The sequence below is a fragment of the Paraburkholderia suaedae genome (assembly GCF_040812055.1).
Classification (GTDB): Bacteria; Pseudomonadota; Gammaproteobacteria; order Burkholderiales; family Burkholderiaceae; genus Paraburkholderia.
This window is the reverse complement of the sequence record NZ_JBFOAH010000044.1, coordinates 1-22,270: the sequence shown is the minus strand read 5'-3', so window position 1 is coordinate 22,270 and position 22,270 is coordinate 1. Positions and strand designations below refer to the sequence as shown.

The 22,270-nt window shown below is 59.0% G+C and carries 32 protein-coding genes and 1 pseudogene; 20 read left to right on the top strand and 13 right to left on the bottom strand.

Annotated elements, in window-relative coordinates; genetic code table 11:
- Positions 1-131 precede the first annotated feature (131 nt).
- The 6 genes from ABQJ48_RS34520 to ABQJ48_RS34495 form a co-directional block, all read right to left on the bottom strand.
- A complete protein-coding gene (locus tag ABQJ48_RS34520) occupies positions 132-416 on the bottom strand; it encodes a hypothetical protein (protein ID WP_367842399.1) in 285 nt (94 codons plus the stop codon).
- Positions 417-636: 220 nt separating this feature from the next.
- A complete protein-coding gene (locus tag ABQJ48_RS34515; RefSeq protein WP_367842398.1) occupies positions 637-834 on the bottom strand; it encodes a hypothetical protein in 198 nt (65 codons plus the stop codon).
- Between the two features lie 38 nt (positions 835-872).
- Positions 873-2,210: a DUF2142 domain-containing protein gene (locus ABQJ48_RS34510; protein WP_367842397.1), complete on the bottom strand. Its 1,338-nt coding sequence runs from the start codon at positions 2,208-2,210 to the stop codon at positions 873-875.
- A gap of 120 nt (positions 2,211-2,330) precedes the next feature.
- Positions 2,331-2,603 carry a hypothetical protein gene (locus tag ABQJ48_RS34505; RefSeq protein ID WP_367842396.1) on the bottom strand — a complete coding sequence of 91 codons (273 nt, stop codon included), beginning with the start codon at positions 2,601-2,603 and terminating at the stop codon, positions 2,331-2,333.
- Between the two features lie 274 nt (positions 2,604-2,877).
- Positions 2,878-5,934: a beta strand repeat-containing protein gene (locus ABQJ48_RS34500; protein WP_367842395.1), complete on the bottom strand. Its 3,057-nt coding sequence runs from the start codon at positions 5,932-5,934 to the stop codon at positions 2,878-2,880.
- A gap of 272 nt (positions 5,935-6,206) precedes the next feature.
- Positions 6,207-7,406, bottom strand: coding sequence for a tyrosine-type recombinase/integrase (locus ABQJ48_RS34495; RefSeq protein ID WP_367842394.1), 1,200 nt, complete (start codon positions 7,404-7,406; stop codon positions 6,207-6,209).
- Positions 7,407-7,523: 117 nt separating this feature from the next.
- Here ABQJ48_RS34495 and ABQJ48_RS34490 point away from each other — a divergent pair, with 117 nt between their 5' ends.
- The 4 genes from ABQJ48_RS34490 (at position 7,524) to ABQJ48_RS34475 (ending at position 8,666) form a co-directional block, all read left to right on the top strand.
- Entirely contained in the window at positions 7,524-7,706 is a 183-nt protein-coding gene (locus tag ABQJ48_RS34490; RefSeq protein WP_367842393.1) for a hypothetical protein, read from the top strand.
- Between the two features lie 201 nt (positions 7,707-7,907).
- Positions 7,908-8,126, top strand: a complete 219-nt coding sequence (locus ABQJ48_RS34485) for a hypothetical protein (protein WP_367842392.1) — start codon at positions 7,908-7,910, stop codon at positions 8,124-8,126.
- Between the two features lie 42 nt (positions 8,127-8,168).
- Complete coding sequence (locus ABQJ48_RS34480; RefSeq protein WP_367842391.1) at positions 8,169-8,423, top strand: hypothetical protein; 255 nt, start codon at positions 8,169-8,171, stop codon at positions 8,421-8,423.
- A 15-nt stretch (positions 8,424-8,438) separates the two neighbouring features.
- Positions 8,439-8,666 carry a hypothetical protein gene (locus ABQJ48_RS34475; RefSeq protein ID WP_367842390.1) on the top strand — a complete coding sequence of 76 codons (228 nt, stop codon included), beginning with the start codon at positions 8,439-8,441 and terminating at the stop codon, positions 8,664-8,666.
- 26 nt (positions 8,667-8,692) lie between these two features.
- Here the strand turns inward: ABQJ48_RS34475 and ABQJ48_RS34470 are convergent, their stop codons facing one another.
- On the bottom strand, positions 8,693-9,040 hold the full coding sequence (locus ABQJ48_RS34470; protein WP_367842389.1) for a hypothetical protein: 348 nt from the start codon (positions 9,038-9,040) through the stop codon (positions 8,693-8,695).
- Between the two features lie 37 nt (positions 9,041-9,077).
- On the opposite strand from ABQJ48_RS34470, the gene ABQJ48_RS34465 reads away from it, so the two are divergent.
- From ABQJ48_RS34465 to ABQJ48_RS34450, 4 genes are all read left to right on the top strand, one after another.
- Entirely contained in the window at positions 9,078-9,443 is a 366-nt protein-coding gene (locus ABQJ48_RS34465) for a hypothetical protein (RefSeq protein ID WP_367842388.1), read from the top strand.
- A gap of 306 nt (positions 9,444-9,749) precedes the next feature.
- A complete protein-coding gene (locus ABQJ48_RS34460; RefSeq protein ID WP_367842387.1) occupies positions 9,750-10,337 on the top strand; it encodes a hypothetical protein in 588 nt (195 codons plus the stop codon).
- A 152-nt stretch (positions 10,338-10,489) separates the two neighbouring features.
- Positions 10,490-10,672 (top strand): hypothetical protein, encoded by a 183-nt coding sequence (locus ABQJ48_RS34455; protein ID WP_367842386.1) that lies wholly within the window; start codon positions 10,490-10,492, stop codon positions 10,670-10,672.
- 188 nt (positions 10,673-10,860) lie between these two features.
- The gene (locus ABQJ48_RS34450; RefSeq protein ID WP_367842385.1) at positions 10,861-11,439 is read left to right on the top strand and encodes a hypothetical protein; all 579 of its coding nucleotides are present in this window, start codon (positions 10,861-10,863) and stop codon (positions 11,437-11,439) included.
- Positions 11,440-11,589: 150 nt separating this feature from the next.
- On the opposite strand, the gene ABQJ48_RS34445 is transcribed toward ABQJ48_RS34450, so the two are convergent.
- On the bottom strand, positions 11,590-12,327 hold the full coding sequence (locus ABQJ48_RS34445; RefSeq protein ID WP_367842384.1) for a hypothetical protein: 738 nt from the start codon (positions 12,325-12,327) through the stop codon (positions 11,590-11,592).
- Between the two features lie 324 nt (positions 12,328-12,651).
- On the opposite strand from ABQJ48_RS34445, the gene ABQJ48_RS34440 reads away from it, so the two are divergent.
- Positions 12,652-12,861 carry a hypothetical protein gene (locus ABQJ48_RS34440; protein ID WP_367842383.1) on the top strand — a complete coding sequence of 70 codons (210 nt, stop codon included), beginning with the start codon at positions 12,652-12,654 and terminating at the stop codon, positions 12,859-12,861.
- Here ABQJ48_RS34440 and ABQJ48_RS34435 read toward each other — a convergent pair.
- Complete coding sequence (locus ABQJ48_RS34435; protein WP_367842382.1) at positions 12,858-13,541, bottom strand: hypothetical protein; 684 nt, start codon at positions 13,539-13,541, stop codon at positions 12,858-12,860. The two genes, ABQJ48_RS34440 and ABQJ48_RS34435, sit on opposite strands and share 4 nt — an antisense overlap.
- 32 nt (positions 13,542-13,573) lie before the next feature.
- On the opposite strand from ABQJ48_RS34435, the gene ABQJ48_RS34430 reads away from it, so the two are divergent.
- On the top strand, positions 13,574-13,981 hold the full coding sequence (locus ABQJ48_RS34430) for a hypothetical protein (RefSeq protein WP_367842381.1): 408 nt from the start codon (positions 13,574-13,576) through the stop codon (positions 13,979-13,981).
- Positions 13,982-14,095: 114 nt separating this feature from the next.
- Here ABQJ48_RS34430 and ABQJ48_RS34425 read toward each other — a convergent pair whose 3' ends face one another.
- On the bottom strand, positions 14,096-14,224 hold the full coding sequence (locus ABQJ48_RS34425) for a hypothetical protein (protein ID WP_367842380.1): 129 nt from the start codon (positions 14,222-14,224) through the stop codon (positions 14,096-14,098).
- The gene (locus ABQJ48_RS34420) at positions 14,224-14,433 is read right to left on the bottom strand and encodes a hypothetical protein (RefSeq protein ID WP_367842379.1); all 210 of its coding nucleotides are present in this window, start codon (positions 14,431-14,433) and stop codon (positions 14,224-14,226) included. Before ABQJ48_RS34420 ends, ABQJ48_RS34425 begins: the two co-directional genes overlap by 1 nt.
- A gap of 206 nt (positions 14,434-14,639) precedes the next feature.
- Between ABQJ48_RS34420 and ABQJ48_RS34415 the strand changes: the two are divergent.
- Positions 14,640-14,953, top strand: a pseudogene (locus ABQJ48_RS34415) (transposase); the annotation flags it as partial.
- A 925-nt stretch (positions 14,954-15,878) separates the two neighbouring features.
- On the opposite strand, the gene ABQJ48_RS34410 reads toward ABQJ48_RS34415, so the two are convergent.
- Positions 15,879-16,934: a LexA family transcriptional regulator gene (locus ABQJ48_RS34410; protein ID WP_367842378.1), complete on the bottom strand. Its 1,056-nt coding sequence runs from the start codon at positions 16,932-16,934 to the stop codon at positions 15,879-15,881.
- 66 nt (positions 16,935-17,000) lie between these two features.
- Here ABQJ48_RS34410 and ABQJ48_RS34405 point away from each other — a divergent pair, with 66 nt between their 5' ends.
- The 9 genes from ABQJ48_RS34405 (at position 17,001) to ABQJ48_RS34365 (ending at position 21,878) form a co-directional block, all read left to right on the top strand.
- Positions 17,001-17,258 (top strand): transcriptional regulator, encoded by a 258-nt coding sequence (locus tag ABQJ48_RS34405; protein WP_367842377.1) that lies wholly within the window; start codon positions 17,001-17,003, stop codon positions 17,256-17,258.
- Positions 17,259-17,451: 193 nt separating this feature from the next.
- Positions 17,452-17,673 carry a hypothetical protein gene (locus tag ABQJ48_RS34400; RefSeq protein ID WP_367842376.1) on the top strand — a complete coding sequence of 74 codons (222 nt, stop codon included), beginning with the start codon at positions 17,452-17,454 and terminating at the stop codon, positions 17,671-17,673.
- Positions 17,674-17,979: 306 nt separating this feature from the next.
- Entirely contained in the window at positions 17,980-18,579 is a 600-nt protein-coding gene (locus ABQJ48_RS34395) for a hypothetical protein (RefSeq protein ID WP_367842375.1), read from the top strand.
- Positions 18,579-18,851, top strand: a complete 273-nt coding sequence (locus ABQJ48_RS34390; protein WP_367842374.1) for a hypothetical protein — start codon at positions 18,579-18,581, stop codon at positions 18,849-18,851. Before ABQJ48_RS34395 ends, ABQJ48_RS34390 begins: the two co-directional genes overlap by 1 nt.
- A 1-nt stretch (position 18,852) precedes the next feature.
- Positions 18,853-20,034 carry a replication protein gene (locus tag ABQJ48_RS34385; RefSeq protein ID WP_367842373.1) on the top strand — a complete coding sequence of 394 codons (1,182 nt, stop codon included), beginning with the start codon at positions 18,853-18,855 and terminating at the stop codon, positions 20,032-20,034.
- On the top strand, positions 20,031-20,597 hold the full coding sequence (locus ABQJ48_RS34380) for a DUF1064 domain-containing protein (RefSeq protein WP_367842372.1): 567 nt from the start codon (positions 20,031-20,033) through the stop codon (positions 20,595-20,597). Before ABQJ48_RS34385 ends, ABQJ48_RS34380 begins: the two co-directional genes overlap by 4 nt.
- Positions 20,598-20,942, top strand: a complete 345-nt coding sequence (locus ABQJ48_RS34375) for a hypothetical protein (RefSeq protein ID WP_367842371.1) — start codon at positions 20,598-20,600, stop codon at positions 20,940-20,942.
- Between the two features lie 166 nt (positions 20,943-21,108).
- Positions 21,109-21,561, top strand: a complete 453-nt coding sequence (locus tag ABQJ48_RS34370; protein WP_367842370.1) for a nuclease domain-containing protein — start codon at positions 21,109-21,111, stop codon at positions 21,559-21,561.
- Complete coding sequence (locus ABQJ48_RS34365) at positions 21,561-21,878, top strand: hypothetical protein (protein ID WP_367842369.1); 318 nt, start codon at positions 21,561-21,563, stop codon at positions 21,876-21,878. The genes ABQJ48_RS34370 and ABQJ48_RS34365 overlap by 1 nt, the downstream gene beginning before the upstream one ends.
- Before the next feature lies 1 nt (position 21,879).
- On the opposite strand, the gene ABQJ48_RS34360 is transcribed toward ABQJ48_RS34365, so the two are convergent.
- A partial coding sequence (locus ABQJ48_RS34360) for a hypothetical protein (protein ID WP_367842368.1) occupies positions 21,880-22,270 on the bottom strand: 391 nt, incomplete at its 5' end.

Sequence of the window (22,270 nt, the reverse complement as noted above, 5' to 3'; positions counted from 1 at the left end):
CGCGCCAATGTGCCAGTCGCATACCGGCAAGAACAAAGGCGCGTTCATGGGCACTTCGTTGGACGTACGGTTCTTGCGGCGCGGCACAGGGAGAGCTCCGGGAAGCGAGTGACGGGCAGAACGCACCTCAGTCAGCCGGCGCCCTCGGCACCACGCGCGAGGTCGGCGGTCCGCTGCAGCTCGAGTTCCACGAGCGCCAGATTCAGTCCGGAAACCAGCTCCTGCGCCTGGTCGGGAGTGAGCGTGAGCTGATAGGCAGCCGTCTCCTGTGACAGGCTCGACAACGCCTGCCCCGAAATGCGGATGGTGCCCTGACCATAGGGTGATTCGGAGCGCACATTCCAGCGCCCCAGTGGGATGAGCCATTGCGGCAGCATGCTTTTTAGCCGGGAATCGGGTCTCTCAACGGGTGACATGGAAATTCGTGGTTAAAAAAACAGAAAACCGGAAAATGCGATTTCGCACCCGTGCTTAGTCAGCAGCGACGGAAATCGAAAGTGTATCCAAGCAGGCGCTTCCTTCGTGGCGGCCATTGAGAACTGAGGCCCCGCTTTTGCTGCAAGGCCAGATTCAGCGCAATGGCATAAGCGATGCGCGCGGTTTGCAGCGCGGCTGTGGGATTCGTTGCGTCTAACATCAACAGCCGCACTCGCTCACCGCAGCACCCTCGGCGCCCCGCGCCAGGTCGGCAGTCCGCTGCAGCTCCATTTCCAGCAACGCCATGTTCAGCGAGGAGACCAGTTCTTGCGTCTGGTCCTGTGTGAGTACGACGGTCTCGACATGCTGTTCGACGAGCGCCAATTTGACTGCCGCTATTTTGAGGATGGTTTCCAAGATGCTAGTCAATTTCGTATTCGTTGACATCTTTGGTCTTATAGGTAGTACTTCCATAGCAGCGTCGAGACCGTCATCGTGGTCGAAAACGCAATGAAGGCACCGGAGAGAACGAGTGCGGCCCAGTTGCGCCGTTTGCTCGTATCCCTTGCGCCGAGGGCGCATGCGGCAAGGAGGGCTGGCGCGATAAAGTATCGCCCCTGCACGCCATTGATCACATCAGCAGGCAGATCTGTCCACGACATCAGGAGCGCCATAAACGTTAGCGGGACAGCTAGCATCGCGGCCATCACCGCCAGCGCCCGAGTAGCGCCGCCAATTCGCCTGGAGAACGATATTGCGACCGCGCAAACCAGCGCAGCGCCCGCGACTTCGTATGCGACCGCGGGCATCGGCCGGTCAAGCCACCCCAGGATGCCGACGAACTCGCGCCAGTAATCGCGGATAACGGCGTGGTCGGTGACAGTTCGCCATGTGATTCCCACCAGATCAGATGGGTGATGTGCGTAAAATTCGACAGCCTGTTTCGATGTCACAGAGCGCGTCAAACGAAAATCAACATTCGAAGACATAGCGTAGCCTACCCATCCTACGGCCGCCACCGAGCTGACAACGGATGCGACGAGTGCACGTTTGTCATTGCGGACCAAGAACACAGCCGATGGCAGGACGAGGACGCCAGCCATTTGCGGGCGGCTCGTGACCAGCATGAACGCTGAAAGAATTAGCAGCGCTCCTTTCCAGGCAGAGAACACTTCATCGCGTTGCATGCCGACGCGGAAGAGACTACCGGCAAGAACAGTCCACGCGAATGACATACCGTCGGCCGAGGCGCTTGATATCTGAAACATGGTCATCGGCAGCGCAAGCAGGCATATCACCAGCGCATTCGGTGGGAAGATACTAAACGCATAAGCGATGATCGTTGCGACCGCCGTCAGCGCTGCGAATCTAGCGAGCCGGTAGGACGTGCCGACGCCCAGATCGAGCGTCTGTCCTATCCGAAAGCCAAGGGCCTGAGGCAAGTACCCGAGTGGGAAATACGGGGCCGCGCCGGAAAGGCCTGTGTAATCACGTTCATGTGCCCACCTGATTGTCGAGGTTTGCTGGGCCGTCTCGCGGCTAACCCTCGCGTCTGGCTTCGCAGCGAGCGCTTGAGCCCACGTGGCCTGGTATTGCTGCAAAGCGTCGTCAACGTAACCGCCGGTCGATAGCTGGGGCAAGGTCCTGGTGGGCGACAGGATCGAAAGCAGATACGCCCGATCGGTGTGTCCGATCTCGTCGGGCGACTGCATTGGCGGTATCAGGGCAGAGAGAATGCTGCCGATGATGATAATTGAGAAGAGGGCGATCGCGCTGCGCTGAAAGTGGCTCATTAATTTCTCAAACGTTTCTTTTTTTGTGGAACGAATGAGACCTGACGCTCTTCTCATCGCTGTCCCGAGACACTATTTGACTGCCCGCTTTTTGCGAGCTTTTGCAATCAGCGCCGATGTTTACCACGAATTGCGGGCGGTCGAGTCCACTGCACCCTCCGCGGCCCGCGCCAGGTCGGCCGCCCGTTGCAGTTCCAGTTCCAGCAGCGCCATGTTCAGCGAGGAGACCAGTTCTTGCGCCTGGTCCTGCGTGAGTACGACGGTCTCGACTTGCTGTTCGACTCTCCAGACGTTGGGGAACGCCCGCCCGCACAGGCGGATGGTCGACTGTTCGTTGGCCGCGTCGACGTCAATCTTCCAGCGGCCTGTCGGGATGAGTAATCGCGGCATCATGCTTGCGCCCGTGCACCGGGTCTTGCTGTGAGCGACATGTGTAAATTGAAAAAATATAAAAGCCAGTTAAGGCCGCATGATGTGGATGCGGAAAACTTCACCGGGTTATCCAAGGCATAAAAGCCGACTTATCTAGCTAATTTGACTCGTTCGACGGATGCAAAAAAGCCAAGGCTTGTGGCCTCGGCTTCCCCCGTTACCGCAATACTGTGCGGCTATGTTTGCGAGATGGACGGCCTGTGATGGGGCCGCCCCTCGCGTCCTACCGACAGCTTTACGCGAACGTCACATGCGTAGCAGCAACCGTTGCGTGCGACAGATCAACAACACCCGCGATCTTGACGACGTTGTTGTCCATCGTGGTGGCAGTCGAAGCACCACTGTTCTCAACGTACGTGTTGCCGGCGAACTGGAACCACGTCACGGTGTTGGCCGTGCCGGATTGAGCCGCGAATACGGCCTGATCGAACGTTTGGGCAGCGGCAACCGACGCAGCTGCACCAAGCGCACCGCCAGCGTTCGCCACTGTCCCGAACGACACCGAGTTACCGTGCAACGTACCGTTCAAAACCAGAATGTCGCCGTTCGTCGCCGAAGTCGTGCCCGTCGCAGCTGTGTGGTAGGTGAGGTTGTCGTTGACGTTGGCGGCGCCGCTGCCGAACGTAACGTTGACGACATCGCTCATCTTTGCCGCGACGTCATCAATCACGTTCACGGTCACACCCTTACCCGATCCCAGCGTCGCGGTGTTGCTGAAGCCGCTCAGGTTGATGGTGTCAGTGCCAGCCGACGCGGCATCGTTGATCGTAGCGCTTGCGCCATCTACGGTCAGCGTGTTGGACAACGTCGAGCCCGTAGCGCCTTCGTTAATCACACCGCTGACGGCGTGGTTGACGATGGTGTCGCCACCGGTGCCGCCGTTGATCGTCAGGCCGGTGTACTTCACAACGTTGTTGCCCGCGCCAGAATCTGCGCCTGCCGTGATGGTCAGGTGACCCGTTGCGCCGGAACCATCGATCTTCGTCAGCGACGAAGCCGTGAAGCCCGCGGTCGGCATGGTCGTGTTGTTCACGGCCGTGGTGATCCCGCCGAGCGTGAAGGCCTTGGCACCCGAGATCGTCACCGAAGTCAGGCTATTGTTGGTTTCGGCGATGGTCGAAATAGCGTTACCAAACGCTGCGTTCGTCGAAGCGCCGCCAGAGACGATGCTGATCGTGCTGTCGCCGGTCGAGGTCAACGAAGCGATGGTCTCAACGTTGGTCGAGGTCGTGCTGGTCTCGGCGAAGTTGATAGCCAACGAGTTCGTGCCGGTGCCCGCATGGGTCAGGACGAGGCTGCTAGACCCCGCTGCATCCAGCGTATCCGTCACCGTAGCAGCCGATGCCAGGTTCTGGATCGTTGCCGTACCGTTCGTGATCGCGGAGCTGATCGCCACGCCCGACACTGCCGTTGCCAGCAGCGAAGCGTCCAACGAGCCATTGCCCGCGCCCGAACCGAAGCTCGACACGTCCAGGACTTGGAAGTTCGAGATGCCAGCGGCATTGCCCGCGTTTACCAGCGAAGCAGAGATGGTGTTCATGCCACCCGTGCCGCCGTTCACGGTCACGCCCGATGCGATAGAGCCACCTGCGCTCAGCAGGCTGTTGTTGCCGGAGCCAAAGCTGATGGAGCCGCCCGACGTCTTGGTCAGCGCACCGGTGAGGGTCACCACATCGTTACCCGTGCCGGTCGAGGCGAACGCCGTGGTGGCACCAATGCTGGTGGTGATGCCAGCGCCGCCGCTAACGTTGATTGCCGCGACATTCGTCGAAATCGGGGTAGTCAGCGTGATGTTCTGCGTACCGGCGACATTAACTGTTGTCAGTGCAGCATCATTGAATGCGAGCGTCGAAGCAGCAGCGCCGCCCGTCACAACATTCAGCGTCTTGATGCCTGCGTCGGTCACAGCGGCTGTTGCACCCGTGACTGCGTTTGCCGTCAGGTTAAGCGCCGTCACTGCCTGTGCAGCCAGGGAACCCGCTTCGTTGATAGCAACAGCCCCGCCCGTACCGGCCAAGGTCAGGTTCGTCAAGCCAGTGTCGTTAATCGACGCGCCATTGCTGAAGTTGTTCAGCGAGACGGACGTAATCGTGCCGGCCTTGGTCGTGCTGGCAAAGTTCACGTCTTGGACAGTCACGGCACCGTCTGCGATACCTTCCACGGCGGTGGCAGCGGGAGTAGCTGCACCAATGGGAGCGTTCGCCGTCGTAATCACCGTGGCAGCCGTATCGCCGATGGCGGTACCACTTACAGCGGAAGGCGCAATCATCGCCGTTCCAGCAGTAGCCATCGTCACGGTAAGTACGCCAGCGGCTGCAGTAGCCGTCACGCCTGCCGCAGCATTCCCTGCAATAGCAGCAGCGATGGCAGTTGCGATGGTAGTCGGCGTGTCAGCAGTGGTTACGGGGATGGTGTAGGTCTGCCCGTTGATTGACTGAATCAAGGTTCCGGCGGTAGTAATGTTGCCGGTGTATGTAATTGTGTCCACCTGTGCAACTGCGGGAGTGCCCGCAATGACACCATGACCAATCACTGCAGTCGCAGCAGCGGTTTGATTGACCGTCACGCTGGTCGTGGTTGCCGTGCCGGTAACGTTGACTGCGCCGCCGGTGGTCGTAATGATACCCGTCGTGTCCTTCGTCGTGATGTTCTCGGTCACCGTAACGGCCGTGCCGCCATTGACGACAACGGAGTTGCCAAAGACCGTGACCGGTGCATTGGCGGTAACCTGACCTGCGGTAGCTGCAGCAGAAACGTCGCCGACAGTGACCGAAACCGTGCCCTTGGGCGCCGACGCAGCCGTGCTCCCGACCGTAACAGCGTTTGTAGCAAGGACCGCAGAAGCGGCAGCAGCCGTGCTACCTGCAGCGGTCACGGACACGTTTGAGCCACCGTTGACCTGGATGCTGTTCGCAGCCAATGCCGCATCGGTCAGGTTGACGGCAGTTGTGCCAGCAACGGTAATGCCCGCAGCACCGCCAATTTCCTTGACGTTCAGTTGCGTCAGACCCGTAAAGCCGGAGAAGTCGTCCGCAGCCGTAGCGACAGCCGATGTGAGGTTTACCGTTTGCACGCCGGATACCGTGATGCCGGCGGGGAGCGTGTCGCCGGTAACAGTAGTCACTGCGCCGACAACGGTGGTAGTCCCCAAATCACTGAGATTCAGGGTGTTGCCCGTACCGGTGCCCGTAATCGAGTCCAGCGTGGTCAGCGTTGCGACCGACTTGCCCGTAGAGTCGGTTCCGAGCACGCCGTTGACAACGCCATTGCCCGTCAGCGTGGCGCTATCCACACCCGTAGTGAGCGTACCGGATACCCTTGTCTACCTGGTTGATTTCGTTTACCTATTTTGATGAATTTCCGTGAGTCAGTAGTAGTGCTGACCGAATCAACGGGAAGACGAAATTAGATGATGCGCAACACCTGATGCCACGGCAGTCAGCGGAGGAGGGAGCCTGAGTCAGCAAGTCAGCGAGTCTTCGAATATTTTCCGTCCATACTTGTTCGACAAGAAAAAGCCCCGCAGAAGCGGGGCTCGGTGGGTACTTTCGCTGCAGCGCGCAGTCATCTAAAAAGGCCGGTCGCATGCGCAGCTGCGTTCGCGTTCGCGCGCTTTCGGCCCTCGGTCAGATGCAGATATACCGCGGTGGTTTTCAGTTGGGTGTGTCCCAGCGCTTGCTGCACGTCGACTATGTCCGCTCCTGAATCGAGCATCATCGATGCGTACGTATGCCGGAGATCGTGCATTCGCAGACCTTCGAGGTGGGCCTTATTCCGCGCGGTTACCCACGCGGATCGACATGATGTGTAGGGTTTGCCGGTGGTCGGGTTGGGAAAGACCCACGGCCCCGAGGCGGCTTGCCGACGATCATGTAACAGCTCGAGGACGCCGACGGAAAGATGCAGGACGAAACCCTTCTTTGCCTTGTCGGCCTCCGCGGGCACAGTCAGCGTACCTCTGGCCTCATCCAGCCACGCCCATTTCATCGCCAGGACGTTTTCCCTTCGCAATCCCGTGGCTCCCATGACGCGAAGAATGTCAGCAAGGCTGTCATTGTCCGACTCCGAGGCGGCGATCAAAAGTGCTTCCAGTTGCGACCGCGTCAAAAATCGCCCCTTCACCCTGCGGACCGTGGTGAGCTGCAGCGCGTGGCTCGGGTTCTGGGTCAGCGTATTACTCTTGTCCCGGATCGCCGCGTTGAAAATGTGCCGTAGGAGAATGAGGATGCGCTTGACCGAACCGTCTGAGAGTCGCGCATCCGGTTGCGTTTTCCAGCGGCCGCCGGCTACTAGCTTCTCTCTGAGAGCGGTGTTGAACTCAACAACGTCGTGCCCGCTAACCTCATCCAAACGCTTTTTGCCGAACACAGGCTGGATGTGGTTCCGATAGATCGATGCATGCGCCCGGTAAGACCGGCTTGTGTTCTTCACCGCAGGTAAGAACGTATCGAAGAAGAAAGCGTCCATCGTTGGGAACGACTTCCGGCGAGGACGTGCTGAGTCGCCTCTGCTCAGCTCCAACTCTGCGAGGCGCGCTTTGGCCAGTGCGCGGGCAGCGTTCGCCGATACATCCCCGACGCGGGCCAATTTTTCCTGCCGTTGGACACCGGTCGCGTCGCGATAGACCATGACATAACTCATGGTGCCCCGGTGAGTGATGTTGACTGCAAAGCCGGACTGCTCCTGGTCAAACACCACTACTTTGTTCCTGCCCGCCGGCATGACGAATTCTTTCAGCGCCTTCTCGGTAATGTGTAGGTTCATTTTGTTTTTAACTCCTCGTGGACGGGCAACCGCCCTTTGATCCGTTATGTCTTGGGTATTGCGCGAATCTGTCCTATCGTTGATTTCTCGTGTCCTGTTGCCCGATGGGAGGCGGTCATGACCGATACCGGGTTCTGGCTATGTATCCGCTGCCGTCAAGACATTCCGACCAAGTTGGTCGAGCCCGGCATCGACGACTTCGGCCTCTATTTCATTTGCCCTTTTTGCAAGCGACGCAACCAGCTGGAGAGCCTTGGGCGTCAGCGCGGGGCGCTTGTCCTGCGTCAGACTGGTAAATAGCAGTTCCTTGCAGGTGGCTCAGTTCAAAATGCGCTTGCTTTCGACGGCCCATACCCACGGGTTAGCGTCCCAGCCATTGCGTCGGGCGTCCGGATCGGCACCTTTGAACCGAGAGGCAAATCCGGAGTCAATGGAGACGCGACGGGGCGGCCAAAGCTTGTCCGGAGCGACGACGAGTAGAGCAATCTTTTGGAGACGGCCATGCAGTTTGACTACAAGGAGTTCCACATCGACGCTTCGCCTCTCGATGAAGGTGGCCGTTATTACGCTCGCGCAAAGATCTACCGGCGTGTCTCGGCGGGTGGCGATTTCGTCGAGATGAAGTATTCGGGCGATCTCGGGGACTATCGCTCCGACGCGGACGCTTTCGAGGCGGCGCAGCGTTGGGCCATCCAGTGGTGCGATCAGCATGGCGCTTAGGCAGCGTGCTGCGATTTCTCGAAAATCACGATGGAGACAGCCATGTGGGACAAGATCGAACACAATGGATACGAAGTCTGGGTCCTGCCGATCCTTGCGTACGGTCCCCCGGCCCCGACCACCTTGTGGCATTACTCGGCCTACATCTGTCGACACGGGTCCGATGCCCACCTCGCTGGGCAAAGCATTCGCTTCCAGGAACTTGTCGCCACTTTCCGCAGTGAAGAAGCAGCCCGAGAGGCGGGGTATGTCGAAGGCAAGCGGCGCGTCGACATGATTCTCAATGAACATCCGTGAAGCAGGGAGGGCGACATGACTCCGCGCACGAAGTACTTTAATTATTGGTATGAAATCTCGGCCACTTCGACGGGCCCGGATGCTTCTCAATGGCAGGGTGAGCTGAGGCTCGTCAGAGAAGCGCTTGACGGAACCGAAGAGACGATTTTGGACCGACACCTCGTACCGGGCTTCTTCGATACCGAGCCTGAGGCGCGAGACGCTGCCGACGCGTATGCGCGTGTATATATCGATCAGCTCTGACCGAAAGCCGTTGAAGGTGTGCGTCGTCATTGGGTGGCTTCGACGAGTCCAAGCGATTGCGAGCACGCAAGGTAATGTTGGACCTTCGCCAGCTTCTTGGCGATCGCGACCTGGTCCGGCGAGCCGATGTCGAACCAGAACTCACCGTTCGACACTTCGCCGAGTTGGTGGACCATTGCCAGCAGGTCGTTCAACTCACCATACACGCGCTCGGCATTCGTCTCTGTGCGGCCCGGTTGAATCTCGCTCAAACCGAAGTGCGCGGCCTTCAGCGCAATCTGCGCAACCTCGGAGGATTCCTCGGCGATCTTGATCAGGAAATATTGGTTCAGGTTCATCATCGCTCCGTTGAGCTTGTTAGTATTGGCGGTCATGCCAGGATTTTTAGAGTCATGCCTATTGGAGGCTGCCATGCCAGCTACCTTTGAACGTGCCCGGGATCTGTCTGCCTTGTTCGATGGGGTCGTTGATGTCTTCCCGCCCGACGCGCGGTATTCGCGATATGACGATAGCGAACGCAACTTCATCGTCAAGTGGCCCTTGAAAGGACAACCCGCAGATAAGAGCCCAACGTCCAAAGAGGTCAGCATTCGCTTCTCGGAGGAAGCGCTTCATACGTACTCGGGCATGTCGCAAGAAGACAAGGCTGCTGCTCATCAAATTCTGCGGGCACTGATCCAGCAAAGGATGGCGGGCTACGATGAGGGGCGTGACGTTTCTCGATACGGAGCAAAGGAACCCTTCATCGTTGACACGACAGGGGAATTTTTGGACTAGGTGCTGACGGACCGCTGGATTCAACCCTGCGCACCGTGCGCGCACCTCTACGGGCAGCCGGCCACCACCGAGCCGCATAAAGACTTGACGCTCGCCGGCGCGGGTGGGGTGAAAGACGCGCGCGCAGAGGAGCGCTACCCATGCGTGAAATGCCGCAGGGTGTTTGCGCGCATTCTCGCTGGCGCACTGAGCCGTCAAATATGGATACTGCTGAACGCGGGGCAGCACTGACCTACCCCCCTCTGAAGAGCCGACGTTCGGATCGTTCCTTCGTGCTAGGATTCCTCGAGAATCAGAGAGGACAGTGTGAAGATTGACGAATGGAAATGGCCGTTTGGCACGTTGGTGTTCATCGTGGGTGCTGCGATATTCCTTCGCTACCAGCCGCACAAATCGGCGGACGTCGCGTCTTGGGTTCAAGCGATAGCGTCCGTGATTGCGATCGTTTGGGCTGGTTGGAGTGCGCGAAAGCTCCAACGGGATAGTCAGCGCCAAGCACGAGTCACTCTCGCAGGTGCGGTTCTTGAGATTGCTGCGGCGGCTTCGAAACTCGCTCGACACGTTGTGAGAAGCTTGCCGGACCGGAAAACAGCGCATGAGGTTGGCGACGGCTTGAGGCACTTTGATCTCCCCGAACTCCGCGAAATGGAACGGGTGATCAGGGCGATTCCCTTGCACGAACTGAACACTCGCGAACTCGTGAAATTCGTCATGATTCTCTCCGCAACTGTGCGTCAACTTCGCGAAAAGGTAGAGGCGATGATTCAGCTGCACCAAGAAATGGCCAGTGCAGAGTTCGATAGATTTTTCGTTACTTTGCATGAGATGGATGCCGCTCTCCTCGACACCAAAGAAAAAATTGCAGAGCAGCTCGAAATCATCAAGCGCGACTGATCTGTGCGCGCAACATGACGTGAGCCATGTCTCCAACCGTTTTCGATCTGTCATCATCGCTCCGTCGAGCTTGGTTGTGGGTCCGCTTGGGTATTCTGCGAATCTGTCCTATGGTTCATTTCTAGTGTCCCGTTGCCCTATGGGAGGCGGCCATGACCGATACCGGCTTCTGGCTATGCATCCGCTGCCGTCAAGAGATTCCGACTAAGTTGGTTGCGCCCGGCATCGACGACTTCGGCCTCTATTTCATTTGCCCTTTCTGCGAACGACGCAACGAGCTCGAAAGCCTTGGGCGTCAGCGCGGGGCACTTGTCCTGCGTCAGACTGGTAAATAGCGCGCTGGTAGTTTGGGCGGTCATGGCGTCAGCCTCCGAACGTTGATCGCGAACACTGCCACCGGCCGTTTTGAGAATCTCGCGCGCTCTCTCGGGGAGCGTCCGGCCTTCTAGAGCGGCCGCTACTGCGGTTCGTATCCCCGTGTCGGTCGTGCTAGGATTCCCCCAAAAACAAACGGGGCAAAAAAATGAAGAATTGGAAGCTGGTTTGCGGAGCGCTCATTGGCACCTTCGCGGTCATTGCGCTCGCATGTTATGGAGCCACATCTGCTGGAACAAAGGCATATGACGCCAACCTGATGGCGAGCTGGCTGCAAGCGATCGGCTCGATCGGCGCAATTGTCGGGTCGTTCGCTCTGGTGAAGCATCAGATGACACTCCAACGGCGCTTTGCGGACGATCAGCGGGCCGACTCTTACCGCCGGACGGTTGAACACGCGGCTAACCAAGTCGCCAATATTTGCAATCAAGTCGGAACAACACCGCCAGAAGGCTTCGCGGAGACATGGCGTTACTTCCGCATCCAAGTTGAAGCGGGTATAGCTGCACTGTCCGCTTTCCAGATCGGCGAGCTTAAGTCGACGAATGCTATTTTTCAGCACACGATGCTCATTCGATTCTTGCAGGACCTTGTCAATGACACCCAGACATATGTCGATGCGAGTCCCGGCCCCAATGCGCCACTCGTTTCTGATTTTCGATTCCAGATCAGTAACGTCGCCGCAACCATCACTTCCATAAAAGACCTGCTTCTTGCGGCTGCGTAAGAGCGGCTCAACCGGTCGTCTAGGATCGTTTTCATCCGGTGTCATGCGGTCTCTGCTGACGATTTCATAAGTGGGGGCTTCCATGTGTGCCAAAACATTGCCCACCCACTGCACGCTGAATGGGTCGATCTCGTTGTAGTAAGCGGTCATTTACTGACCGGCCTGCGCGATCCGTTTTCGGACGGCTGCGGCGCGAGTCTGCGAGCAGCCGAGATACTTCCGGATCTCATTCACGGTTGGCCGCAGGCCTTTGGATTCAACCGCAGCCCGCACCCGGGTAACGTCGCCTTGTGACCCGGTATCGTCAGCCTCCAGAGTCGTGACCGCGTTACTCGACTCCGTTACCGGCGTGACTGACTGCGCGTGACTCTCAAGCAGGACGGGCGTTACGGCGATTTCAGTCAGGACGGCCGGGCGCAGCGCGAGCAGCCAGGCGAAGCAGGCGACACCTTCGAGGACGGCGGCGAACACAAGGCCCGCGATCAGATCGGCGTGCGCTACCGGCAGACCGAACGCCGTCAGTGCACCGGTCACCGGGTCAGCCATCGCTGCGGCGCGGGCGGCGGCGGCGCTGTCTTGTGCGGCCTCGGTGCGCTTCGCTTCTGTTGCTGCCACGTCGAGCGCATCGAGGCGGGCGGTCAGCGTCGCGCGCTCGATCCGCACGGTTGCACAACGGTCACCGCAGCGGCGCTCGGTGACGCGGGCCAGTCGCGCTACTGCCTCTGCGCGGTCTGCCGCGATTTCAGTCAGGCCGCGACCGTGAGTCACTACCCCGGGCACCGCCGCGGCGCGCAGCTCGCCAGCATGCTTCTGCGCCATCACGAAGAAAACGGCATGGCCGTAGCAGGTAGCCGCCATGCAGGCGAGCCACAGCACGGCGCCGAGCACCCGGATGCGCCAGCCATGCGAACGGCACAGGGCAGGGAGTAGATGAGCGGCCACAACCAGCACGGCGCCGACGGCGATCCACAGCGCGCGCTCTGCAACCCATCCGCCACGCTGCCAGCCTGCGAGGACGGACAGGCACGCAGCAGTAGCGGTCGCTGTGACTGCGAGTAATGCTGGTTGCGTTCTCATTGGCATGGCGTTATTTCTTCTTTCGTTCCTGGAGCAGTGCCGCGGCTATTCCCACCACTGCCGTGCCCAACACAGAAAGCACGAACCATTCGAGGCCGGTCATGCTAGGATCCCTCGAAATTTGGGAGCCGTAACATGTCGACTCATGACTACAAGGGCCACACGATTGAGGTGTGGATTAAAAGCATCGGCGGCAAGCACTTCACGTGGTCTGTCAAGGCTGGCGACCTCCCAATCCAGAATAATTCCGGCGAAGTCGCTCCATCTGCAGTGGTTGCCGAGGAAGAGGCGCTTGCTTTTGCTAGGCGCATGCTCGACCAGTTGATCGCACGAGGTCACGGTTAAACTCTCCGAAACTCGACGACCCAGACCCACGGGCTGGCGTCCCACGATTCGGGGCCGTTGATCGAGTCCCACAGGCAGTGGAACGAGCTACGGGGCGAATAGGTGCCATCTACGCCGCTACGGCCGTATGTGCTCCAGAATCCGCTGGGCGTCTTGCCGATGCCTTCCGCAATGGCGTCTGCCTCGCTGATGACCTGCAACCGCTCGACCCGCACGCCGGTGACTTCGAGCTTGATACGCGAGGCCCAGCGCGGCATGTGGATCGATGGGACGCTCATGCGCGCCAGATGCGCAAATGCCATAGCGTCGTTGAACATCGGAGACAGATTGGGATCGCGCGGCACCTTCGAGCTGTCGGCGGCGTAGTGCCAGTCGACGATGTACCCGTTCTGATCACGCGTCGGCGCCAAGGTTTCGCGCACCCACAGACGGTCGCCGGGCTGTCCGTGGGGGCACATGAGGCTGTCGCCTGTCCGCGTGTGCCAGATGCCGCCTTGGAGTGGTACGGTTTCGCCAGCCGCCGTGCGACCGCCGTTCGCGCCACCGATACTTGTCGGCTCCCACTGACCGAGCGGATTGTTGTGCGGCAGCTTCACGACGCGACGCGTCTGAGTCTTGCTGCGGTCGAGCAGAGCGCGCACCATCGGGCCGCTGAAGAGGATTGGGCGTTCCTTCTTCATGCTAACCTGCCTTTGAGCACCTGAAGGCGATCATGGACGAGGCGTCGACGCGTGATATTGAACGGCTTAAGGCCTTGGAGCAGGCCGCTCAGAAGATCGACGAGGCCATCACTCAGGGAAGCAAGGGGCTCGCAGTGTTGAGCAGTGGCGCAGCCCTGGCGATGCTTGCTTTTATGCAAGCGCTCGCGCTGAAAGCCTGCTTTGCTCAGTTCAAATGGTATGGGGTTACGAGCTTTGTAATTTTGGTGATGGGCGCGCTGATTCCGTCGCTCATTTTTTTTCAGCGCATTGAGTTCCACCGTAGGCTTGCGGAGTTCGAACTGAGCAGCAGCGGCCCCGGTACTCCCTTGAAACGAATTCGCCGTGCGCTTACATTCTCTGCAGTGCTTTTTGTCCTTGGCGTCGCTGTTGCCGTGGTCGGAATGTGCCGAGCGCTGTGAGACTAGCCGCGGTTCCATTGAGACGATTTCCCCGCTTTGTGCGCTATCAGAGAAGCCAGAAAGGACTCCTAAGAAGATTTTGACAGTTGCATCCATTGGTGTGCCTTTACGGGATCAGGTGTTACGCATCGACACGCGAACGCGTTCGGTGTCAGCGTCGTCCCATTTTTTCGTGATACCGAGGATCAGGATGATCACTACAAAGGCGGCGCACATGCGCAGGCAGAATTTGAGATCGCGCATTACCAGGCACCCAGCAAGCGGCAGATTCCTTCGACGATGAACGGCGAGGCAGCTAGCAGCGCGAAGCAGAGCAGCGGGCGCTTGGTCGTGCGGCGGGCGTACTGCTTGAGCTCGGCGGCGGTCATGCCGGCTTTCTCGGACTGCGGGGTCTCGTGGGTCGGGCGCGTTGCTTCGGTAAATCGCCGCGCCGGTACTTGCAGGGTGTTCATCTCAATGTCTCCCGGTAGGTCGGTGAGTGCGTGAGATGTATGTTACCCAAGGGTAAAACGCATTGCAATACCTGCGGGTAAATTTCCTAGAAAGTAATCTGCGGGGCGCGGGAACGATGCCGGATGGGACGGACTACGGCTTCAGCCGTGCTGTGCCCGCGCCTAGAGCGTGTTAGCACTTCGGTCGGACTTTGTAACTTGGCGGGATGTCACCACGCAAGCCATACCGGACGGATGTTGCGGACGAGGAATGGATCTTCGCCGCTCTGTACCTGACCTTGATGAACGAAGACGACGGGAACGCCGATAGGAACTGGCCAAAGTTCAACGCGCTGCGCGGGTGGGCGCGAGCCGGTGCATCGTGGCGTATGCTCCTGACCAACTTCCCGTCGTGTGAGCTGGGGTCTGCCAGCAAACGCAACGTTGGCTGAACGCGGGTTGCTTCGAGGCGATGGTCAACCATTTGCGTTCGGTGCTGCTCGTGGCGCACCAGCGGCAGGGCCAGCACATTGCGGGTATCCCAAAGTGCCTAACGCGCTCGAGCAAGAATTTCGGCGAGGACTGGACTGAAATCCACGTGACCGGTGTGTCGAATGCCCAAGCGTCGCAATATTTGAGTGCATGACTGACACGGCGGTACAAGGCCTCTCTTGCTAACAGCGACAGCCTGACATTCGGCGCCTTTCAATTGGGCCTCGCCTATTCCATGATTTAGCGCCTTGCTCAAAGCATCTGCTTCGGCGCATTTTCCATTGTTCACACCTTGATATGCGCTGGGGACTTCTGTGTATATCCGAACCACGGTCGGATGCATTTCCCTGACTTCTCGTGAGCTTTCACCCGTAAAAGATTGCGCATCTTTCCCGTGCCCTATTCTTAATACACAAACTACAGTTGGCCGAGCGCTACTCGGAATGTGCAGATAGGTATTTGCCCTTGTCAACACGATGCTTTCAATACTGTTCGGGTCCCATGGCATAGCTTATCTCCGTCGGCTTTGATGAAATTCGGCTGCATTGCTGCACCGGCCGCAGATTGCGCGAGAGAAACTGCGATATATACGGCTTCATTATCTGTATCGCAAAGATGTTATAAAAGCTCAGTCCTTCATCCTGGAAACGTTGCAGCGCCTGCGCTGAGTCCGAACGTTAGCGCTTGCGCGTTCTGTTTTGTATAGGCGTTTGGCGGCTCAAAAGCAAATAAACCACCTTCCTCGAAAGATTGACGTTAAGGCGAAGGGTCGCGGAGGAAAGTAAATTTTACTGCTAGGCCTCGTGTCACAGCCAGGTCTATGCCCGCGCGGTAAGAAGAATGCAGCCCACTGATCTGTTTCAGAGGCTCGCAAGGAACTGAGTGACCCGTTTGGAGCGTTTGCTGCTCGCAGGCACATTGGACGTGGGAACCATGCGGCTCTCAAGCGAAGAAGACGCGAAGTGTCGCTCGGACTATTCTGGGCGCCACGCCGATGGACGACATATCGCACGCACGAAGTGCATTTTATCAATCTCCCCGTCAGTGAACGCCATAGGCGCGTGTGCGGTGTTGACCGAAATGACGTGAGTACGGCCGGCGCGTTGATATAGAAAGCGTTTAATCATTACCCGGCCGTCCTTTGACCTTAAAAGCACATCGTCGCCGGGTTCCACAGGCTGGTTCGGCTCAATGATGACGAACTCACCAGCCTGAATGCGGGGCAGCATCGAATCACCTTCGCATTTGAGCGCGTATGCGTCCGGGTCACGGGTCGGGAAGTCAACGTAGCCATCGCCCACGCCGACGGGGTACTCTAAATCGGCCCAATGACCGTTGTCTCCAAGCTGCGCCATTCCTACCACCGGGATTGGTTTCCAGACGGTGATCGGGATGGGCCTGTATTCGTCGTTATAACGCACGGCAACGCCCGGCTTACCTCTGCCTTTGGTGAGCCAAACAACGTTCACTCCGTAGGTGTTTTGTATAGCGACAGCCTGTTCCAGGCTAATCTCCGGACCCTGTCCCGACAGCCACTGAGAAGCAGTATCAACGCCGACTTTCGCAACACTCGCTAGCTCCGCCGGCGCTATGCCAGTTATGCCTAGCGACACTCTGAGGCGCTGCGGTGAGGTCAGTTTTTCGGCGTCCACTTCAGACGACATCGTAGCCGACTCTTCGCTGTCTTGCGAATTGATAACGGAGCCTTTCTCCGCTGTAATCGGAGAATTGACGCGGCTGCCTTCCTGTGCGCTTGGATCGTCGGAGGACAGACCGTCCAAGACGGCTCGGAGCAATCGATCGCGCGTGAGAAAGTCGAATGTTCCGTGAGCCAGTCGGAACGCGTCTTCGAGCACCGTGACGGAGCCGTCGCCGATTCGTTTGTACCCTTTTTTGTCCTCCGAATAGAGCATCCGAGACACGTAAGAGTCCGTCTTGCCGATCTTGCGCGCGAGCGCCGCGTTCGAGCCGTCGAAGGCGCGATCGCGGATCGCCAAGAGCTTCGCTCGCCGATCGTCGTATTTATCCATTCCGGAATTAAATAGCACCATTACTCTTAGGTAAATGCCCTGCAGGTATTGACATGTTCTTTACCCGTGGGTAAATTGCTGCGCATGGACAAGCTACGCGCATACCTAAATTCGATGACTCCCGATCAGCAAGAGGAGTTTGCCCGGCTGTGCGGGACGACGGTCGGTTACCTGCGCAAGGCGATCAGCGCCGGCCAACAGCTCGGCGAATCGCTGTGCATCAACATCGATCGGGAAAGCGCGGGCCGCGTCCGCTGCGAGGAACTCGCGCCAAGCGTGGATTGGGCATACCTGCGCGCAACGACTGTGAGAGAGGCCGCTTGAAATGAAGCTCATTCCGGAGGACGCAGAGTACGCGCGCGACTGGCCGAGCGCTATGGGGTCGTGGGGGGGGGCCATCCTGGACGTGACGCGCTGAGCAGAACCGTCGGACGAATCGGTGAACGTTCACCTTTACACACGCGCAACGCCTGGCTCTGCGAGGACGAGCGCAATCTTTGAATGCAGGGAAATCCAAATGCATCTTCCGCACCATCAAGACATACTTCGCCGCGCAACGAGCGACACGCTCGATTCAGTCATCGCGAAGATCCGCGCAGCGAACCCGGCCGCATTCCACGTCGAAGAGACGAAGGGCGGGACGGTCGAAACGCTGTCGTCGCGCGTGTTCTTCGACCAGCCGGTGCGCAACGAGCCGTGCAAGGGCTTCGTCATGGCCTACATGCTGCCGGCGGCCTGAAATGGCGCTTAACGCATCCGAGCAGAAACAGATCCGCGAGACGCTGTGCGCGATTGTCGTTCGCGGCCTACGGCATCCCGATGAGTTAAAGACGGTACGCGAGGCTTTGACGGAGTCGTTTGAGGCGTTGAAAGAGGCTGCAGCGCCGCGAGCAGCAGTAACGAACTGATCGCGGCGCCGTCAGCGGCAGTGGTTCCCGTGGCGTAAGCAGTAGAAGTCGTTTTCATTTTTCTCTCCCTGTCGCACGCGTGGGCTTAGTAGTCCTCATCGCGTGCAGCCAATATAGCCACTAACGAGTGACAGATCATGCGAGACAGTTCGCACAAGTCCCGAATCCAGATCATCCGCGACCATGTCGCAGCCTGGCGCAAGTCGCATGGCTGGAGTCGCGAGACGGCCGCGGCTGAGATCGTTGCGGCGCATGAGCGCATCGGCGGCCATCTGTCCGGCGTTATCGTTTTTGATCGCAGCGGGGACGTCTACTCGACGCAAAAGAACCACGCTGATCGCATCTGGCGCTGGCTCGACGACGAGTCGAAAGACAACAACCTGATGCCGGCGAATTTCGAAAACTCAATTCTCGCGGCGCTGCCGATCCAGCGCAGGGTCGACCTGCTGAACGAGATCCTCGCGCAGATCGATTGCGTGAGTCGCGCCCGCCATTACGACCCCAAGGCGGAGCTCAATGCGCACGAGCTGGTGCAAACGATCATGCGCGCCAACCACCGGACCGAAGCCGACGCAGCCGATCTGCTCGACGGCATCGATCCCGGCGAACTGCCGCGCCTTCATAGCAGCCTGGTCGACGACATCCGAATCAAGCAACGCACTCTGCGCGTCGTCGAGTCGGCTCTTTCGACGACCGGCGAACCGGTCAAACCCGAACAACTCCGGAAGGTGTCCTGATGCGACCCACACATACGCAACTGGCCGGTTATGACTCCGTCACCGGCGCGAAACGCTGCACGCAGAAGCAGATGATCCTCAACCTCTTCTACAGCCCGCACCTGACGCTCACGCGGCAGGAGATCGCCGACCGCACGAATCTGCGCCTGTCGAGCGTGTGCGGGCGCGTGTTCGAGCTGCTGAAGGACGAGGCGCTGAGGGTTCATGGCACGCAGAAGTGCGCCGCCACTGGCGCGCTGAACGAAACCCTCGGTTTGCCCGCTGCGAACTGACATGGCACTCGCCGACGTCCTGCACTTGCCCGAACACCGCGGCGCGCAACTCGAAGACGGCTACATGCGCGTCGCCAACGAGCTGGCGCGAGCGATCACCTGGGCCCGGCTGACGTCAAACCAGCGTTGCATTCTCGATGTCGTGATGTGGCAGACGTACGGCTTCAACAAGTCCGTCGACGACATTTCCCGTACCCAGTTCGCCGCTGAGACTGGCATCGACCCCTCAGATGTACGCATCGTCCTGAACCAGCTGGTCGAACTGAACATCATCACGCGTGGCGAAGGCAGGTACGCGCGTTCGTACAGCATCAACAAGCGTCATGCGACGTGGAAGCTGCCCGATGCGCGCAAGCTTGTGAATAAGCCTGGCTATCAGGGGGGAAATCCCCCCCTGAACGGGGGGGAAGTTCCCTTTTTTGAGGGGGGAGATTCCCCGGTTGAAGGGGGGGAATTCCCCCCCACAAAAGACAACTCCAAAAAACATAGCCAAAAGACAACTCCAAAAGAAGACCTTTCGCGCTCGCTTCGCGAACGCTTTGAGATTTTCTGGGCGGCATACCCGAAGAAGAAATCGAAGACCACGGCGGAGAAAGCATTTGCCAAGCGCAACCCGGACGAGCAGCTCTTCAACGACCTGATGGCAGGTCTTGAGCGTGCCACGACTTCGGAGCAGTGGCAGAACCCGCAATTCATTCCCCACGCTGGCACCTGGCTGAACGCTGGCGGCTGGATGGATGAAATCCAATCTGCGTACACCGATGACGAACTTGCCGTGATCCGAGCCTTCAACGGGGCACTCGGGGAGCGTATCGGCACGGTGGACGAGGCGGTCTTTGTCGAGGCGCGCGCCGGCGCAATCCGCGCGTTCCTTGGGAAGCTGGCAGCGGATCCCGAAGCGTGGAAGCGCTATTTCCCGGCTGTGCGCGACAAGGTCGAACTGCCGCCGCATGCGGGCTTCGATTACCTGATCAGCCCGAAAGGCTACGGCGACGTGAAGGGGCGCATGGCAATCAAGCGCAATCCGGACGGCACGAAGGCGTCGGGAGAGTGGGACAGGTCCGCGAGCGGCATCCGGGCGATGGCGATCGAAATGGGCGTGCCGTTCACCGACGAAGACCCGATGCCGGCTGTCGCGGCGCGTGTGCGGGCCGCGATTGCAAAACAGGAAGGTAACGCATGACAAAGCGAGCACCCTGGCCGATGGTAGTCCCGGCTGGCACAACAACCGTGGGCACCGCGCGCGTGCGTGACGACGCACGACCGGGCATGACGACCGCGCAACGCCGAATTTACGAAAAAACCGGCAACCCGCCGCAGACGAGCGCGTTGGACGACGTCGACCACAACGATCCGTTCGCGCCGGCGCTGATCAAGCAGCACCCGGTGACGCTCGCCGCGAAGAAGCCGTCGAAGTACCGCAACACGAAGTGCGAGCACGAGGGAATCAAGTTCGACAGCCAGCGAGAGCGGTCGCATTGGTTCCTTCTGATCCAGCAGCAGGCCGCCGGGCTCATCGGCGATCTGCGGCTGCAAGTCCCGTTCGTGCTCACCGAGCGCAAGCAGCGCGACGATGGCACATGGGAACGCAAATCGACGTACGTCGCGGATTTCACCTATGTCCGTGATGGAAAGCTCGTGGTCGAGGACGTCAAGTCCGAAGCGACACGAAAGAACCGAACGTACATCCAGAAGCGCAAACAGATGCTGGACAAGCACGGGATCACGGTGAAGGAGATCAAGTAAATGGCATACACGACCATGAGCAAACAGCAGCGCGAAATCTGCGAATTTCTGGCGCTCAATCCCAACTCGACCAATGCCGAGATCTGCACTGCGACCGGCTTCACGTACGAGAGCGTAAAGAAGAAGCTGCGCGTTTTGAAGGAAAGCGGCCACGTGAAGGGCAGCGAATCGCGCTATCGCTCGCTTTATGAGCTGACTGGCAAGTCGTTCCCGCGTAGCGCGGACTATCGACCCAATCCGCGCTATCTAGCCAGGAAGGACAGGCTTGCGACGCGTGTGCTGCGCAATGACTCGCTGTTCGCGGCGATGCACGCCATGGTCATTTCGGGGCGGGCTGCAGCGTGACGGAACGCGAAGAGTACGACGGATGGATCGAGGCCGAATTTCCGGGCGGCGTCTTGTCGGAGATGATGCGCGCGGTTGGCTTCTTCTTCTGGCGGCAAGGCCGGCAATCGGTGCTTGGGTCGAGCGGGCTAGCGGTCGAAATGCGCTGCCTTCAGGAGGGAGCACGTTGAAGCGCTCAGCACCAATGCGGCGTAAGGCGCCGCTCGCGCGGACCGGGTTCAAGCGCAAAGAGCCGGGCGTATTCAAAGCGCAGATGGACCGCACCACGCAAACCATGATGCGCACGGGCATCAAGCGCAAACCTCGCAAGCCGAGGGCCGGTGACGACAAGCGTATGCGCGATGCGTGCCGCGACGAACCGTGCTACCTGCGCATTGCGGGCGTGTGCACGAGCGACCCGAAGAAGAGCGCGCCGGCGCACCGCAATGAAGGGAAGGGCATGGGACTGAAGACTGCCGACTATTTCACCGTGCCGGCATGCCCGACGTGTCACCACGAATACGACCAGGGCAAACGCTTTCTGCGCGAGCACAAGCGGGCGCTCTGGAACATGGCGTTTGCGCGCTGGGAGCCGATGCGCGCGAGCAAGTTGGGACTGAAAATTCAGGAGGCGGCGTAATGCAGTTGTTCGTGAATGTGCCGTTGAAATCGACACGCAGCGTACGTGGAAACCGGGCGTCGCAGTATCACGGTGCGTGGTTCACGGCCACCCGGTTGTATGGACCGGAGCGCACGGACTATTACCGCGGCGTGGGCCGTGGGTATATCTGGGCGGACATCGAAATCGCCGATGAGCTGAAGCCTCACGTGTCGGTCGCCGGATTCAACAAAGACGGAACGATTCGCGTGCAAGTGTGGGTGCTCACGCATCGAAAGACGCTGGCGGCGTTTCTCGCCAGCGGTGATCTCGAATGGGACGTTAGGGGGCAGTCGTGAATCAAATGCCTTTCGTTCTGCCGTCCTCCTCGCCGAAGCTAAATGTGGACGGAGGAGACTCTGCGACCCAAGCCACAACGCTCGGCGGCAATGCAAACCAGTCCATCTCATCACGGCTACCCCGCCCGCGCTGTGGTTTATGTGGCACGAGTTGCAGGAAGCCGTACCCCGTGCTTATGACTTGTTCGCACCTAATAAGCAAAAGCTCGGGTTCGCCTGGACCCGTATCCAGACGCATGACGGCCGGGCTACTTTCGATTTGCATAGTAAGGTGTCTTATCGACGGATCAAACCTGACAGCTACGAAAAGTTCGCGCATTGAATTTTTCCTATTCAATCTGTTGCCGCATTTAAAAACGCTTTTGACACTTTCTCGATTCAAACAAAACGAG

What these genes read in the sequence shown, in the direction of transcription:
- ABQJ48_RS34520 (WP_367842399.1), bottom strand. Translation starts at nt 416, where the DNA reads ATGTCACCCGTTGAGAGACCCGATTCCCGGCTAAAAAGCATGCTGCCG.
- ABQJ48_RS34510 (WP_367842397.1), bottom strand. Translation starts at nt 2,210, where the DNA reads ATGAGCCACTTTCAGCGCAGCGCGATCGCCCTCTTCTCAATTATCATC.
- ABQJ48_RS34505 (WP_367842396.1), bottom strand. Translation starts at nt 2,603, where the DNA reads ATGATGCCGCGATTACTCATCCCGACAGGCCGCTGGAAGATTGACGTC.
- ABQJ48_RS34495 (WP_367842394.1), bottom strand. Translation starts at nt 7,406, where the DNA reads ATGAACCTACACATTACCGAGAAGGCGCTGAAAGAATTCGTCATGCCG.
- ABQJ48_RS34490 (WP_367842393.1), top strand. Translation starts at nt 7,524, where the DNA reads ATGACCGATACCGGGTTCTGGCTATGTATCCGCTGCCGTCAAGACATT.
- ABQJ48_RS34485 (WP_367842392.1), top strand. Translation starts at nt 7,908, where the DNA reads ATGCAGTTTGACTACAAGGAGTTCCACATCGACGCTTCGCCTCTCGAT.
- ABQJ48_RS34480 (WP_367842391.1), top strand. Translation starts at nt 8,169, where the DNA reads ATGTGGGACAAGATCGAACACAATGGATACGAAGTCTGGGTCCTGCCG.
- ABQJ48_RS34475 (WP_367842390.1), top strand. Translation starts at nt 8,439, where the DNA reads ATGACTCCGCGCACGAAGTACTTTAATTATTGGTATGAAATCTCGGCC.
- ABQJ48_RS34470 (WP_367842389.1), bottom strand. Translation starts at nt 9,040, where the DNA reads ATGACCGCCAATACTAACAAGCTCAACGGAGCGATGATGAACCTGAAC.
- ABQJ48_RS34465 (WP_367842388.1), top strand. Translation starts at nt 9,078, where the DNA reads ATGCCAGCTACCTTTGAACGTGCCCGGGATCTGTCTGCCTTGTTCGAT.
- ABQJ48_RS34455 (WP_367842386.1), top strand. Translation starts at nt 10,490, where the DNA reads ATGACCGATACCGGCTTCTGGCTATGCATCCGCTGCCGTCAAGAGATT.
- ABQJ48_RS34450 (WP_367842385.1), top strand. Translation starts at nt 10,861, where the DNA reads ATGAAGAATTGGAAGCTGGTTTGCGGAGCGCTCATTGGCACCTTCGCG.
- ABQJ48_RS34440 (WP_367842383.1), top strand. Translation starts at nt 12,652, where the DNA reads ATGTCGACTCATGACTACAAGGGCCACACGATTGAGGTGTGGATTAAA.
- ABQJ48_RS34435 (WP_367842382.1), bottom strand. Translation starts at nt 13,541, where the DNA reads ATGAAGAAGGAACGCCCAATCCTCTTCAGCGGCCCGATGGTGCGCGCT.
- ABQJ48_RS34430 (WP_367842381.1), top strand. Translation starts at nt 13,574, where the DNA reads ATGGACGAGGCGTCGACGCGTGATATTGAACGGCTTAAGGCCTTGGAG.
- ABQJ48_RS34425 (WP_367842380.1), bottom strand. Translation starts at nt 14,224, where the DNA reads ATGCGCGATCTCAAATTCTGCCTGCGCATGTGCGCCGCCTTTGTAGTG.
- ABQJ48_RS34420 (WP_367842379.1), bottom strand. Translation starts at nt 14,433, where the DNA reads ATGAACACCCTGCAAGTACCGGCGCGGCGATTTACCGAAGCAACGCGC.
- ABQJ48_RS34410 (WP_367842378.1), bottom strand. Translation starts at nt 16,934, where the DNA reads ATGGATAAATACGACGATCGGCGAGCGAAGCTCTTGGCGATCCGCGAT.
- ABQJ48_RS34400 (WP_367842376.1), top strand. Translation starts at nt 17,452, where the DNA reads ATGCATCTTCCGCACCATCAAGACATACTTCGCCGCGCAACGAGCGAC.
- ABQJ48_RS34395 (WP_367842375.1), top strand. Translation starts at nt 17,980, where the DNA reads ATGCGAGACAGTTCGCACAAGTCCCGAATCCAGATCATCCGCGACCAT.
- ABQJ48_RS34390 (WP_367842374.1), top strand. Translation starts at nt 18,579, where the DNA reads ATGCGACCCACACATACGCAACTGGCCGGTTATGACTCCGTCACCGGC.
- ABQJ48_RS34385 (WP_367842373.1), top strand. Translation starts at nt 18,853, where the DNA reads ATGGCACTCGCCGACGTCCTGCACTTGCCCGAACACCGCGGCGCGCAA.
- ABQJ48_RS34380 (WP_367842372.1), top strand. Translation starts at nt 20,031, where the DNA reads ATGACAAAGCGAGCACCCTGGCCGATGGTAGTCCCGGCTGGCACAACA.
- ABQJ48_RS34375 (WP_367842371.1), top strand. Translation starts at nt 20,598, where the DNA reads ATGGCATACACGACCATGAGCAAACAGCAGCGCGAAATCTGCGAATTT.
- ABQJ48_RS34365 (WP_367842369.1), top strand. Translation starts at nt 21,561, where the DNA reads ATGCAGTTGTTCGTGAATGTGCCGTTGAAATCGACACGCAGCGTACGT.